Source organism: Burkholderia sp. 10_S31, from assembly GCF_056930375.1.
Map to the genome: position 1 here is coordinate 2700175 of NZ_JBXOWK010000001.1, position 13427 is coordinate 2713601.

Consider the following 13427-nt stretch of genomic DNA (forward strand, 5'->3'; position numbering starts at 1 on the left):
GGGAGCGCAGCCGTTCCAATATGAAATCGCGAACGTAGAGATCGCTTGCATTTCCGATACGTTCCTGGTTGTTGTGTACCGGACATGCCTACACGGTTAACGTCCGCTGCGAGGTCGAATCGGGACGCGGCAGTCCGCGCGGGCGACTTGATGCACGTGGCGACACGTGCAGTCGATCCGGCGCACCAAACCATGAGGAAGGGGAAAAAAGGAGATGACGAGGCAAATCGTCACGCGCGCGGTCCGCCTGCGCGATTTGAACGAGACGCCCAGCCGGCCGCCAGGCCCACCGGACGAGAAGACAGCCGCCGCCATCCTGATGAATCGATCTGCCGCCGTACGCGCGCTCGGGCGCCACGCGGCACCAAGAAGCGCGAGTCAGGCGACGTCGAGCTCTACCGGCAACGCATACCGCAGCACGTATGACATTTCACGCGGATCGAGTTCGGTGCCGCATTTGTCGCATACGACGATTGCATGAAAATCGTGGTCACACTCTCGGTGCCGGAGTTTCAACGGTGCTTTTCCCCCAGACAGCCACTTGTCACCCCAGGCCATCATCACCAGCAGCGGCCCATACAAGTCGCGGCCCATTTCGGTCAGCCGGTACTCGTAACGCTTCGGCTTCTCCTGATACAGCCGCTTCTCCGCGATACCCTGCTCGACGAGTCGCTGCAGTCGGTCCGACAGGATGTTGGTAGCGATACCCAGGCGCGACTGAAACTCGTCGAAGCGTCGAACACCGTAAAAGAATTCCCGGATCACGAGGAAACTCCAGCGGTCACCGATGATCTGCAACGTTCGCGCGACCGAGCATGGGCGAATGCGCTCGAGAACGCTCACGTCCGAATTCCGGCGCGAGCGCTTGCGTTCGACGCTACGCTCCTCGCCACCCGCCCCCGGCCCGTCGCGATAGTGGACGGACCTCGGGTCAATGCCGGCGTGGCAGTGTGAGCATGCGACGCGGGGCGTGCAATCGCATTTGCAGGTCTTGTGAATCAGTTTCAACGGAGGCTGCGCGCCGCCCGCAAGCCAACGGTCGCCAAAGGCGAGCAACGCAATCATCGTCGCGTATAAGTCGCGACCCTGCTCCGTGAAACGGTACTCGTAGCGGGCACCGCCCGTCGACGGAAGCTGTTTCCTCAGTATGCCCAGAGTCGTGAATTTCTTGAGCCGCTCCACCAGCGTGGTACGCGGCACCTGCAGGATGCTCTGGAACTGCTCGAATCGCCGGACGCCAAAAAAGCACTCTCGCAGCACCAAAAATCCCCACGCATCCGACAGTATCTCGACTGTTCTCGCAACTGATGAATAGCGCTCGATCGATGCAAAACGTGCATCCGACGCACTGTGGCTCGACGATTCGAGCATGGTGGGTTTAGCCATAAGTTCATCGAAAAATTTTATCTGCCATTCACACAACGCCACACAGGTACGCGCGTGCCTATTCGCTCCGTTGCGGCACCGACGGCGCATCGCGCAGCGCGTGCGACTGCACGACCGGCACACCGTACCGGTGCGAAGTCATCTCCGCCATGATAGCCACCGCGATCTCCGGCGGCGTTCTGGCACCGACGTGAAGCCCGATCGGACCATGAAGCGCTGCAACCTGTGTGTCGGTCAAGTCAAACAGCTTGAGCCGTTCCCGACGCTTCGCGTTATTCGCACGCGAGCCGACCGCTCCCACATAGAATGCCGGGGATTTGAGCGCCTCTATCAACGCCAGGTCGTCGATCTTCGGATCATGCGTCAGCGCAACCACGGCCGTGTTCGGATCCAGGCCGACTCGCTCGATCAGGTCGTCGGGCATTTCGCGAAATACTTCGGTATGAGCCACAGACCATTCCCCGAGGTACTCTTCACGCGGTTCGCAAACGATGACGCGATAGCCCAGCGCCACCGCTATCCGCGCAACATATTCGGACAGTTGCCCCGCACCGATGATCAGCAGGCGATGGCTCGGTCCGTAACATGCGCGCAACGACACGCCGTCGAACGAGGTCGGGGCCGCCGAATCGGTCGGCCTCACGTCGGCTTCGCCGGTATTGGCATTCACGTTGCGGATCACTACCCGGCCACGCCTGACCCATTCCAGCGCCTCGTCAAGGCGCGACGATACCCGGACCGGTTCCACGAGAATCATCAGCGTGCCGCCGCACGGAAGGCCGAAGCGATGCGCGTCGTCCGCCGAGAGGCCGTAGGTTACGACAGTCGGCGTCGAGCCCGAAAATCCGACGCGCCACACGCGCTCGATCAGATCGTCCTCGAGACACCCGCCCGATACGGAACCCTTCACTGCACCGTCGTCACGCAGCGCGACCATCGCGCCGATCGGGCGAGGCGCCGAGCCCCACGTCTTCAGAACCGTGCCGAGCATCACCGCGCGCCCGGCGCGATGCCACATGACGGCAGTTTCCAGTACGTCTCGATCCATGCTATCCAACGCAGTTTCCCTCCACGGCCCTTCCACAGTACGCCAATTAGTTCATTTATGCAAGTAACTCACGCCTGACACACGTGAGAAGGTTTGCCGCTGGTTTCGACTTTGATAGCCCTTGGCACGGAGGGACAGGCTTCGAGTTGCTGCGACAGTTCGGGCAACCGTAGGCCAAAATAAAGTCGTCACCGTTTATGAAGTAAAGATGTCACTTCGCCAGTCTCGGTCGACCGAAAGATGCGAAATCCTTGTGAATCAAGGGATCGCACGCCGCGAACTAAAGTTCTAACCGAGCCCGGCGTCGCGAAGACCAATGTCAATCCCTCTGGAGCGGTGACAGCCGCCGGCCACGCGTTGCGCGGAACCTCCGTTTGAACGGACGATCGTGGCGTAGTGGTAAGGTTCCATATCGAAATAATCGGCTTTGTCACGACGACACGATTGCTCGCTCAAACTCAGGTGTCGCACGACGCGCGACGGGGACTGCTGGTACTGGAGGGGAGTTGACACCGGTCTTCGCAAGGCCGCGGCCAGTGAATCATAGGAACGCCCCCCGCCATCGCTGCGTGTAGCGTCGGCGGTAGTCCTCGCCAGCGAGTACGCGACAAGCCGAACGGCGTGTCCGAAGTCGATTGTAGACAGCGGAGCCAGCCACCATTTCTAGGGCCGGATGGGCGTTAGTTGGTTTGGCCCAATGGTCAGTGTCTGCAAAAACAGCTTGCTAAATCGCGGCGTTCATAAGGTGCACATCGTGGTTTCCTCTGCCAGGTGTCATGGCCGGTACTGCTAGTACTTAGGATGCCGTCAGACTGACGCCACGATTCTTGCAGACGCGAGTATTCGGAAATCCACTTAAAAAATTGTTTCGCAGTCGATGCGTCGAACTCCGATGTCAGAAACTCTTCCTCTTTCTCGATCGCCTCAGAGAGTTGAACTTCCAATTTCGCGTACTGTTCTTTGAATCGAAGCAAAACTCCATTTAAAATTTTTTCCGCTCGCGCCAGATCAAATCCGCCGCCCTGTACGGTTCCCAGAAGTACGGAAAATTGCTGCGCATCAGATGCGTATGTTTTCCACTTTCGAGCGAAGGCACCCGACGCCGCGCCGGAGCCACACATTAGGTCGATTGCAATGACGAAATACCAGCATCTGAGCGCCGAAGAGCGCGCGGCGATCATGATCGAGAGGACCAGAAACACGAGCGTCAGGGCGATTGCAAGGCTGCTTGGTCGCAGCGCGTCGACGATCACGCGAGAACTGGCACGCAATCGTACGGAATCGTCTCGCTGTTATGACGCCACGAGCGCGGCTAGAGCCTACCGGGCGCGCCGCGAGCGAAGTCGGCGTCCGGCGAAGCTGGCAACAGGAAGCGCGCTGTACTGGCAAGTGCATCACGACCTGGTTTATCGGCGCTGGTCGCCGCAGCAAATTGCTGCCAAACTTCGCGAGATGCATCCAGATAATCCCGAGCAACGCGTCAGTCATGAAACGATCTACGCGGCGATTTATACCCATCCCCGCGGCGGCTTGAAGCAGGCGATGATCGAGGCCCTGCGCCAGAACAAGCCGGTGCGCGGCAACGCGCGCAAGACGTTGGCCCGCAAGAGCTTTGTACCGGAAGAACTGCGCATCATCCATCGACCCGAGGCAATCGAAACGCGCCAATGGCCCGGTCATTGGGAAGGCGATCTCATCAAAGGCGCCTTCAATCGCTCCTGCGTCGGTACCTTGGTCGAGCGCAAGACCCGGTTCGTCGTGCTGTGCCGCATGGATGGGTGTACGGCCCAGGACGCACTGGAGGGGTTCACGCGCCAGATGAAGAAGCTCCCGGCCTTTCTGCGTGAGAGCCTGACGTACGATCGTGGATCGGAAATGACTTGTCATGTCGAGCTGGCTGAACGACTGAATCTGGACATCTGGTTCGCAGATCCCTACGCCCCTTGGCAACGGGGCAGCAACGAAAATACCAACGGCCTGCTGCGCCAGTTTCTGCCCAAGGGGGCCGACCTGTCAGGCGTCACCCAGATGCAATTGAACGACATTGCCAAACTGATGAACGGCCGCCCTCGCCAAACCCTCAACTGGAAAACCCCTGAAGAGGCTATGGCGATGGAATTGACTGCCGCCGGATTGGCTAAACGTTGCACTTGATTCTTGAGACCACCCAGTCGCCGCGCTAGCGTCCGCGATAGGCCCCAACATTGCCTTGAATATTCGGGCGACCTCGACCGCGCCCTTCGTCTTCCGATTTATTTCTACATGCCCTTCCAGGTAGTCACAGCACAGCTCCCTGACGGTGTAGGCAGTTGGTGATGGACTGGGAGTCGTCGCTTCTCTGTTTCGACGGAGTGAAGAAAGCTCAGCGCCAGAATCACGCTCAACGCGGCTCCTTTCCCAAGCGGAGATCGCAGCAGCAAATGCCATCGCGGGCCACTCGCCGAGCTTCACTTGCCGCATACGGCCATCAACCGGCGACTTGTAGCGATATGTCCATGACTTGCGACTCATCGAAGCCTGGAGACGAAGTCCCGGAAACCCCTCAAAGGTCATGTGTTCGCCGCTCGGCAGCCCGGCCGCGACGCGTGCATCAAAGCGCATGCTTCCCTCGGCGTAGGTTTTTCCTGAGAGAAGCATACGCGGCGTAGGTTTTCTGCACAACACCACAGAAACCTACGCCAACGCAGCAAGTTTAGCTAAGCAGAGGCAAACGTTGATGCCACGACGGAGGGGACGAGAAGTCTTGAATTTTCATTTAATTTCAATGACTTAAACACATCCCCGGAACATCTCGGACCACCTCGGACAAAGCCGAAACTTCGGCTATTCGTTTTCTTCGAAGTAATGCCCGAACTTCACCTGCTTGGTTCGGATATAACGCTCGTTTTCCTCGCGCACGGGCACCGCGAGCGCCACGCGTTCGCAGACGGGAATGCCGTGCTTCACGAGCGTGTCGAACTTCTTCGGGTTGTTGCTCATCAGTCGTACCGACGTCACGCCGAGGATCCGCAGGATCGCGGCGGCCGAGTCGTATTCGCGGGCGTCGTCGGGCAGGCCGAGGTCGAGATTGGCCTCGACGGTATCGCGCCCCTGCTCCTGCAGCGCGTAGGCGCGGATCTTGTTGCTCAGGCCGATGCCGCGCCCTTCGTGGCCGCGCAGATACAGCAGCACGCCGCGGTCTTCCGCCGCGATGTAACGCAGCGCGAGATCGAGCTGCTCGCCGCAATCGCATCGGTAGGAGCCGAACACGTCGCCGGTCAGGCATTCGGAATGCAGCCGCGTCAGCACGGACTGCTCGCCGGTGACGTCACCCATCACGAGCGCGAGATGTTCGGCATCGCTGCCCGATACGCGAAAGGCGTAAGACGTGAACGTACCGTAGCGCGTGGGCAGCGACGCGGTGGCGACGAGCGTCACGCACTCGTCGACCTGGCCATTGCCCGGCGTGGGCGATTGGGGACGCGAAGACATCATGAATTCAGTCGAAACGATCAGGAATGTAGGAGTTGTGTGGATAGTGCGTGACCGGAGTTTACCGCTAATCTGGAAACGTCACGCGACTGCCGCAGCCGGCCCGGCTATACTGGGCCCGTCGGGTGCCGCGCATCACGCCCTGCCTTCCCTGCATCGTCCTGCACACGGAGAAAGCAAATGAGCACGACTGTCGCGCAAATTCTCAAAGCCAAGCCGGAATCCGGCCGCACGATCTACACGGTCACGAAAGCCGATTTCGTCTACGACGCCATCAAGCTGATGGCCGAAAAAGGCATCGGCGCACTGCTGGTCATGGACGGCGACGACATCGCCGGCATCGTTACCGAGCGCGACTACGCGCGCAAGGTGGTGCTGCAGGATCGTTCGTCGAAAGCCACCCGCGTCGAGGAAATCATGACGGCCAAGGTGCGCTACGTCGAACCGTCTCAATCCACCGACGAGTGCATGGCACTGATGACCGAGCACCGGATGCGCCACCTGCCCGTCCTCGACGGCGGCAAGCTGATCGGCCTGATCTCGATCGGCGACCTCGTGAAAAGCGTGATTGCCGACCAGCAATTCACGATCAGTCAGCTCGAACACTATATCCACGGCACGCCGACGGTCACGTCCGCCTGACCCATCCCAGCAAAAAAGGCCCAAACGCGCGAGCGTCTGGGCGGAAAAGCCGCCGGAATGCGGCGACGGAGGTTCTGCTCTGCTGACGCAGACGCGCGCTAGTGGCGCGCGTCCCGTCGGTCACATGCTGTGCTCGGGCAGACCCGGGAATGTTCAGTTGCCGAAGTAGACGGAGTTCACGGGATTCGGGGCTTCACGCGTCATGCGGCGACCCGACTGGCCTGCGCCCATCGCCACCGCACCGTAGCCGCTCGTATCGGCTTGGGCGAGCATCGGCTGGCTCGGCTGCATCCGTTGTTCCGCGGCCTGGATGTTCTGCGGATATTGCGAATCGCTCGCGAGCGGCCTGTAGCCGTTCTGTTCCAGTTGCACGAGGTCGGCCCGGACCTGGTCGCGGGTCAAGCCCTGCTCGGACTGCGCGAACGATGCGATCGGGGCGGCAAGAACGGATGCAGCGATCGCTGCGTAGATGATCGACTTCATGATGGACCTCCGAAATATGTTCTCTTTTGACGTCGCTCCCGGCTGGACTGTCTGAAGCGATGGATCAAGTGTAGTGCGCGCGACACCAAGGGGAAACCCTCGGTTTGAACATACAGCGTTGCATTTTTGGAAAAAATTGACCGCTTTCGCCGCATGATATCCCTATCACTTAAATCATTTTGACAACAATACCTGACGAAAGGCCGACAGCCGAATCACCGATCCGGAAGGTTGTGTTGTAGAATTGTAAGGTTTTATTCGCCTGTCGATTCCCTATTCATCATGTACGCGCCCACGCCTTTCCTGGTTTCGCCGTCCGGCCCCGCCGGCGTGCGCGCACGCGCCGGCCATCCGGCGCGCCCCTGCGTTCGACACACGGCTCAGACGCCGCTCGCCCCTGCCCGGCGCCTGATCTGACAGCGCGGCCTCCCCCGGAGCCACGTCAGACAGGCTCCGGGCGATCCCATAGGCACGCCACGCCTGCCCCATGCCGATCATTTGGAGAACTGCCATGAAACAACGCCTTTACCAGCTGACCGAACTCGACGTTGCTCGCCTCGAGAAGCACGCCGAACACAACCCGCGATTCCAGGCAATGCTCGACACGCTGCTCGAGCGCGCGGACATCGTGCAGCCCGACGCCATCAAGGCGAACGTCGTTACGATGAACTCGCAGATCACGCTGCTCGACGAAGCGTCCCAGGAACAGGCCACGTGGACGATTGTTTATCCGGATGCCGCCAATCTCGAGCTCGGACGCCTGAACGTGTTCTCGCCGGTCGGGATGGCCCTGCTGGGTACGCAACGCGGTCAACTGGTGAAGGTGCTGCAGCCGAGCGGCGCCGAAAAGCTGATGAAGGTCGCGGCGATCGTGTTCCAGCCGGAAGCCAACGGCGAATACACGCGCTGACGCCACTGCGAGCCGGCAGCGTACCTCGGCCATACGAACACGAAAAGCGAGGCCCTGAGCCTCGTTTTTTGCGTCCGGACGATATGCACCGTCGCCACCGCTTTGGTTGCTGCATTCCGCGCGCGCAAAAAAAGGCGCCCGAAGGCGCCTTTTTCGATACTGCGAAGCTGGTTACCCAGCCGTCACGCTTAGAAGCGGTGACGCAGACCAACCGTTGCTGCGGTTTGGTTGATCGACGAGCTCGGCAGCGTGTTGACGTCGCCGTTGTAGATCGATGCGCCAACGCCGTTCTTCGCAGCGCGCTGGTACACAGCTTGTGCGTAGACGTCGGTGCGCTTCGACAGCGAGTAGTCAGCTTGCAGGCCGAACTGGTTCCAGTGCGTGCTTTCGCCAGCAACCTTCGCGTTCGTGTACGTGTACGCTGCGCCCAGGCCCAGAGCCGGCGTCAGGTTGTACTTCGCGTTGACTTCGTAGTTGTCAGCGTGGAACGTTGCCGCGCCGTTAGCTTGGTTGTCGACACGCGATTGCGTCCATGCTGCGCCAACTTGCGCCGGGCCGAATGCGTATGCAGCAGCCGCGCCGTACGTGCGCAGGCGGCCTTGGCCGTTGAACAGAGCCGACGACGAGTCAACTGCGCCCGTGCCGTTGTTGTTCGGGTTGTTCGCTTGCGAGTAAGCTGCACCCAGCTTCAGGCCTTGGTACTGGTACGACACACCGCCGCTGTAAGCACGGTTGTTGCCGAAGTTCGTGCTGTTCGAGAACGAGTACGTGCCGCCGAATTGCAGGCCAGCGTAGTTCGCGCTTGCGAACTTGATCGTGTTGTTAGCCGAGTAGCCGCCGTTCGTGCTCAGGTTGTCGTTGTTGAACGGGTGAGCGAAGTACGTACCGCCCCACGAGCCCGTTGCGGTCAGCGGTGCCAGGTAGTCCTGGACGGAGTCGTACTGCTTACCCAGCGTAACCGTGCCGTACTGGCTCGACAGGCCAACGAAAGCCTGGCGGTTGAACATGCCGTTGTTGTTCGCGAACTTGCCGTTACCGATGTTGAAGCCGCTCTCCAACGTGAAGATCGCCTTCAGGCCGCCACCGAGGTCTTCCGAACCACGCAGGCCGAAGCGGCTCTGGTCAATGCCCGAACCCATCGACCACAGCGACTTGCCTTGGCCTGCTGCGTTCTGGACGTTGCTTTGGTACGTGATGCCTGCGTCCAGCACGCCGTACAGCGTGACGCTGCTTTGCGCGTGAGCGACGGTAGCGAACGATGCTGCAGCTGCTGCAACGATCAGAGTCTTGTTCATATTCGTGGAGCTCCCTTCTAAAAAGAGGCAGGTCTCGCGACCTTGTTCATAAACGGTCTGCAACCGTCCGGGAGCGCCATCGATCCTTCTGGCCGCGCCCGGATAGTTGCCCGTTTGGGAACCGTGAGTTTAGGGGTGTACCCTAGGGGCGCGATCTGCAAATAAAGAAATAAGCTTTTCCAGAACTAGAAATAATGAAAGTGGGGACGAGTTATAAGTATTTGTTTTAACGCCTTTTTTTGGCTTCTTGACGGCCGCTTTTTGGAAGCCTTCATCCCACCATTCTTTCATGTCATCGTCTTGACGGTTGCATAGAAACAACAAGCGGAATCGGTGGAACCACCATAAAACGGTAATTTTTACCCAATTTTATCTCAAATACCGGTCCAGCCGCCTAAAACACGGCGGTGGAACGGTAAACATATGGCGGCGCGCTGTCGTAGCCGGACCATTCGCTGTCGGCGCCTGCTACGACGCGAGACTCGGCCGGCCAGCCAGCCGGCAATCGGCAGAACCCTCGTGACATGCGGTAACAGCCTTAACGGGCCCCGTAACCCGGCCACGGGAGTGGCAGGCTAATGTAAGGCAGCCCCGATTACTTATAAGAGGATCCGCCATGAATCGACGCTCGTTGTTGCGCGCCATCGGACTAACCGCCGCCCTCGTCGGCACCGGCGGCTGGCTGCGTACCGCCGCGGCCCAGCCCGTACCACCCGGGTACCGGCCGCCCGGACCGAACCACGGGCCCGGCAGGCCGCCTTATCCCGATCGCCCGGGCTTCGCGCCGCCGGCACCGCGGCACGACCGCCGGCCGCCGCCGCCGCGCCCCCATGGTTATGTCTGGACCGACGGTTACTGGCGCTGGCAGCGCGGCCACTATATATGGGTGTCCGGCCGCTGGATCGCGCGGCGCCAGGGGCGTCGGTGGGTGCCCGGCTACTGGCGGCGCCAGGGGCCGGTGTGGGTCTACGTCGACGGCACCTGGCGATAGGCGGTTGCCCGCGCCGGCCCCCGGGTCGGCGCAAGGTCGTACGGAGGACGCCCCGGTGCCGTTCGGCAGCAGGACGACGAGGCGGCGTGCGAGGCGGCCAATCGGCATCGCCCGATACCGGACCCGGACGGCAGCCGATCACGCCTGTCCCGGTCACGGTGAATCGCGTGCCGCCGCCCCCGATCACCGCGCATACGTTGCGCCCTTCGCAACGACGCGCGCGCAAGCAACGCCCTCGAAACGTTCGGATTACGAAATCACTCGATGTCGCCGCGGCAAACGCATACAGCCGCCGGTCGTCACGCGACCGCACGACGCACCACGCTCAACGCCCGCCACCCTCCAGCTCCCGCGCGCGCCGACGTGCAGCGCAAATCGCACGATGATGCTCGTCGGCCCAACGGATCATCGCGTGCATCGGTGTCAGGAACGAACGCCCGAGATCCGTCAGTGCATATTCGACGCGCGGCGGCACTTCGGCGTACAGCGTGCGGCTCACGAACCCGTCCTGCTCGAGTCGCTTGAGCGTGCGCGACAGCATCTGCTTCGACACGTCGCCGATCGCACGGGCGAGCTCGTTGAAGCGCATCGTGCCGCCGGACAGCGCCTCGAGCACGAGCAGGCTCCACTGGTCGCCGATGCGGTCGAGCACATCGCGGATCGGGCAAGGCTGATCGAGTTCAACGGATTCGTCGGTGGACGGAAACGGCATGACGGGATTCTCTTTCACGGGCAATGCACGGTCACCGCGGTGTGACCTGCTCACACCGCGGCGACTTCTTGTGACGGGTTCGCGGCAACTGTACCATTCGAGCGGCCCGACGGCCGCACGGGTTTGCCAGTTCTGCGAAGCATGTGGATGCACCGCCGCCAGCCTATACGACGATCGGCTTCATCCGCACTCGCGCGCCACGTACCGCGGCCGTCCACGAATCTCCTGACAAGGAACCCGCCATATGTCATCGCTCCGCTCCCCCGTCCGCGCCATTGCCGCGTTCGTCCTGCTTGCCGCATCGACAGCCGCGCTGGCCGCCGGCACGGCCGCGCGCGACCTGGCCGCCGAGGAAGCCAACCGCCAGCTCGTGCTGACGTTCTACGACCGCTTCTTCAACAAGCACGAAGCACTCGAGGCTGCAGCCATCGTCGCGGAGGATTACAAGCAGCACAACCCGCACGTGCCCGACGGCAAGAAGCCGTTCGTGTCGTACTTCGTCGACGCATTCAAGAAGAATCCGGAATCGCGCGCGCAGATCGTCCGCAGCGCGACCGACGGCGACCTCGTCTATCTGCACGTGCATGCGACCGAACGTCCGGGCGATCGCGGCGAAGCTGTGGTCGACATCTTCCGCGTGAAGGACAGCCAGATCGTCGAGCACTGGGACGTGATCCAGCCGGTACCCGAAAAGGCCGCGAACGCGCACACGATGTTCTGATCGGGCGGGCCGCGCGCCGATGCGCAGTCGACACCACACGACCGCGCAGCACCCGCGCCCCCGGCCCGCCTGCCCCGACCGAGGGCCGTCGTCCGCCTGCGCGCCGCCGCGCGTGCGGAACAACCGGATCGTGCCTGACCTGCCGCTGCTCGTGGTCGGCTTCGATGTATACAGCGGCTGTCTCAACACAAAAGGGCTGGAAGCAGCCGGCATCGCGGCCGACTCGCCCGACCCAATCGGCTGCTTCCGCGGCGAAGTCCTGTACGCCGCACCAGGCTGGGCCGATTGAGCACCTCGAGCACTCGGGCGTGCGTTGGATGCCGGCGCACGTGCGTCAGGCGACGCCGAGCGCGAGCACCTGCTCGGTCGTCAGCACGTCGCCGAACGTGTCCGTCAGCGCGGCCAGCGTCGCGCGGTGGAAATCGCGGTGCGGCACCGTGCCGCCGTCCGCGACGTCGAGGTCGCGCGTCGCGCACGCGTCGTCGACGACGATCACCGCATAGCCGAGCGGCACCGCATCGCGCGCCGCGCCGGCGACGCATGCATGCGTCATCAGTCCGGTGACGATCAGCGTGTCGATGCCGGCGGCCTTCAGGCGCGCGTCGAGGTCCGTCGTCGGAAACACGCTCACCGACGTCTTCTTCACGACCGCGTGATGCGGCGCCGGCTGCAGGTCCGCATGAAAGCGGAAGCCGTCGCTGCCGTCGGCGAACAGCGGGCCGTCGGCCGCGCCGACGTGCTGAATGTGGAACACGGAGATGCCCGCGCGATCGGCGAACGCGATCACGCGTTGCGCATTGCTCAGCGCCCGCGGCCCTTCCGGAATCGGCAGGCGGCCACTGAAATATTCGTTCTGGAAATCGATCACCAGCAGCGCGGTGCGGGCGGCGTCGATCGACGTCGGCGCGCTCGCGCCGGCCAGGGTACGGATGGTCGGATGTTGCATGGGTCGCTCTCTACTCCAGGTTGGCACATCGAACGGAACGACGGCCCGGCAACGCCGTTGCCGCCGCATGCGGTACGGAGGCGGTTGCCGCCGGTAGCGGGCCTGCCATGACCGCGAGGCGCCAGTGTCGGGCCGCGCGGCTGCGCGCGACAGCGGCCCGCAGGACAACGTCCGACAGGATCGGGCCAACCTGCGCGCAACCGGCTACGACAGCTCGGCCGCGTGCGCTTCGGCCTGCCTGTGCCCGTAGCACAACCATCATCACGAAGCTGAGCAGGAAGCCTGCGCGGCCGATCAGCCGCCGCCGCATAACGAACAACGGGCCCAGCACGGCCATACGAGCGCGCGGCTCGGGCTGTTCAGCGGCGTTCTCCGGCGTGCTCAAGGCGGTGATGGCCACCTGCGCGATGTCCAGGCAGCCAACCATCAGGCCGGTGAGTCCACGGCCGGTCAGCTGCAGCGCAACGCTCACATGCCGCACGCCGGGGGCCATCGGCACAGAGCCTGCCGCGAGGCCGAGCACGCACTGCAGCACGATCCGGAGGTGGTCGTAGCGGTCCGACAGCTCGCCCATCAGCAACGCCGCGAAGAACATGCAGAGCGGATGGATCCGTAGCCGAAGCCGAGGTAGAAATTGCGCGCGTGCTCGCTGGCATCGGCCGGCAGGATGCCCGCGCGAGGATCGCTGAAGAGCGCGAACGTCATCGGGCAGACGTGGCAGAACCCCATCGTGTCGATCGCGATGGCGAGCTGGCAGGCGCCGAACGCGGGATAACACGCGGATCGCTCCACCCTTCCCCTCCCGCTGTCCGGTCTTCACCT

Annotated in this window: 16 protein-coding genes and 1 pseudogene; 6 read left to right on the forward strand and 11 right to left on the reverse strand. The window is 62.2% G+C overall.

From position 1 onward, the window contains the following. Positions 1-378: 378 nt before the first annotated feature. From AC1Z3W_RS12090 to AC1Z3W_RS12100, 3 genes are all read right to left on the reverse strand, one after another. Positions 379-1386, reverse strand: coding sequence for a winged helix-turn-helix transcriptional regulator (locus AC1Z3W_RS12090; RefSeq protein ID WP_050011244.1), 1008 nt, complete (start codon positions 1384-1386; stop codon positions 379-381). 58 nt (positions 1387-1444) lie between these two features. Next, on the reverse strand, positions 1445-2434 hold the full coding sequence (locus AC1Z3W_RS12095; RefSeq protein WP_483507659.1) for an XdhC family protein: 990 nt from the start codon (positions 2432-2434) through the stop codon (positions 1445-1447). A gap of 701 nt (positions 2435-3135) precedes the next feature. Next, on the reverse strand, positions 3136-3555 hold the full coding sequence (locus AC1Z3W_RS12100) for a hypothetical protein (protein WP_483507660.1): 420 nt from the start codon (positions 3553-3555) through the stop codon (positions 3136-3138). Between the two features lie 13 nt (positions 3556-3568). Between AC1Z3W_RS12100 and AC1Z3W_RS12105 the strand changes: the two genes are divergently transcribed. Further along, positions 3569-4588: an IS30 family transposase gene (locus AC1Z3W_RS12105; RefSeq protein ID WP_483507661.1), complete on the forward strand. Its 1020-nt coding sequence runs from the start codon at positions 3569-3571 to the stop codon at positions 4586-4588. A 15-nt stretch (positions 4589-4603) separates the two neighbouring features. On the opposite strand, the pseudogene AC1Z3W_RS12110 reads toward AC1Z3W_RS12105, so the two are convergent. Beyond that, positions 4604-5035, reverse strand: a pseudogene (locus tag AC1Z3W_RS12110) (tyrosine-type recombinase/integrase); the annotation flags it as partial. 222 nt (positions 5036-5257) lie between these two features. Continuing rightward, a complete protein-coding gene (gene ribA, locus AC1Z3W_RS12115) occupies positions 5258-5908 on the reverse strand; it encodes a GTP cyclohydrolase II (RefSeq protein WP_057929382.1) in 651 nt (216 codons plus the stop codon). Between the two features lie 177 nt (positions 5909-6085). Here ribA and AC1Z3W_RS12120 point away from each other — a divergent pair, with 177 nt between their 5' ends. Beyond that, positions 6086-6547, forward strand: coding sequence for a CBS domain-containing protein (locus tag AC1Z3W_RS12120; protein WP_057929383.1), 462 nt, complete (start codon positions 6086-6088; stop codon positions 6545-6547). Positions 6548-6700: 153 nt separating this feature from the next. Here the strand turns inward: AC1Z3W_RS12120 and AC1Z3W_RS12125 are convergent, their stop codons facing one another. Next, positions 6701-7030 carry a DUF4148 domain-containing protein gene (locus AC1Z3W_RS12125; RefSeq protein WP_057929384.1) on the reverse strand — a complete coding sequence of 110 codons (330 nt, stop codon included), beginning with the start codon at positions 7028-7030 and terminating at the stop codon, positions 6701-6703. Positions 7031-7541: 511 nt separating this feature from the next. Here AC1Z3W_RS12125 and AC1Z3W_RS12130 point away from each other — a divergent pair. Continuing rightward, positions 7542-7940, forward strand: coding sequence for a GreA/GreB family elongation factor (locus tag AC1Z3W_RS12130; protein ID WP_057929385.1), 399 nt, complete (start codon positions 7542-7544; stop codon positions 7938-7940). A 188-nt stretch (positions 7941-8128) separates the two neighbouring features. Here the strand turns inward: AC1Z3W_RS12130 and AC1Z3W_RS12135 are convergent, their stop codons facing one another. Continuing rightward, positions 8129-9235, reverse strand: a complete 1107-nt coding sequence (locus AC1Z3W_RS12135; protein WP_044846708.1) for a porin — start codon at positions 9233-9235, stop codon at positions 8129-8131. Positions 9236-9851: 616 nt separating this feature from the next. Between AC1Z3W_RS12135 and AC1Z3W_RS12140 the strand changes: the two genes are divergently transcribed. Continuing rightward, positions 9852-10226 carry a YXWGXW repeat-containing protein gene (locus AC1Z3W_RS12140; protein WP_124832879.1) on the forward strand — a complete coding sequence of 125 codons (375 nt, stop codon included), beginning with the start codon at positions 9852-9854 and terminating at the stop codon, positions 10224-10226. Positions 10227-10551: 325 nt separating this feature from the next. Here the strand turns inward: AC1Z3W_RS12140 and AC1Z3W_RS12145 are convergent, their stop codons facing one another. Next, complete coding sequence (locus AC1Z3W_RS12145) at positions 10552-10938, reverse strand: winged helix-turn-helix transcriptional regulator (RefSeq protein WP_057929386.1); 387 nt, start codon at positions 10936-10938, stop codon at positions 10552-10554. A 244-nt stretch (positions 10939-11182) separates the two neighbouring features. On the opposite strand from AC1Z3W_RS12145, the gene AC1Z3W_RS12150 reads away from it, so the two are divergent. Both AC1Z3W_RS12150 and AC1Z3W_RS12155 read left to right on the forward strand, forming a co-directional pair. Further along, complete coding sequence (locus AC1Z3W_RS12150) at positions 11183-11659, forward strand: nuclear transport factor 2 family protein (protein WP_124832880.1); 477 nt, start codon at positions 11183-11185, stop codon at positions 11657-11659. 130 nt (positions 11660-11789) lie between these two features. Continuing rightward, complete coding sequence (locus tag AC1Z3W_RS12155) at positions 11790-11948, forward strand: hypothetical protein (RefSeq protein WP_483507662.1); 159 nt, start codon at positions 11790-11792, stop codon at positions 11946-11948. A gap of 45 nt (positions 11949-11993) precedes the next feature. Here the strand turns inward: AC1Z3W_RS12155 and AC1Z3W_RS12160 are convergent, their stop codons facing one another. Genes AC1Z3W_RS12160 through AC1Z3W_RS12170 form a run of 3 tightly spaced genes read right to left on the reverse strand, consistent with a single transcriptional unit; the run spans position 11994 to position 13397 of the window. Continuing rightward, entirely contained in the window at positions 11994-12605 is a 612-nt protein-coding gene (locus tag AC1Z3W_RS12160; protein ID WP_483507663.1) for a cysteine hydrolase family protein, read from the reverse strand. Positions 12606-12615: 10 nt separating this feature from the next. Beyond that, positions 12616-13200: a hypothetical protein gene (locus AC1Z3W_RS12165; RefSeq protein ID WP_260428202.1), complete on the reverse strand. Its 585-nt coding sequence runs from the start codon at positions 13198-13200 to the stop codon at positions 12616-12618. Continuing rightward, positions 13179-13397 (reverse strand): hypothetical protein, encoded by a 219-nt coding sequence (locus AC1Z3W_RS12170; RefSeq protein WP_242431917.1) that lies wholly within the window; start codon positions 13395-13397, stop codon positions 13179-13181. The genes AC1Z3W_RS12165 and AC1Z3W_RS12170 overlap by 22 nt, the downstream gene beginning before the upstream one ends. Between the last annotated feature and the right edge of the window lie 30 nt (positions 13398-13427).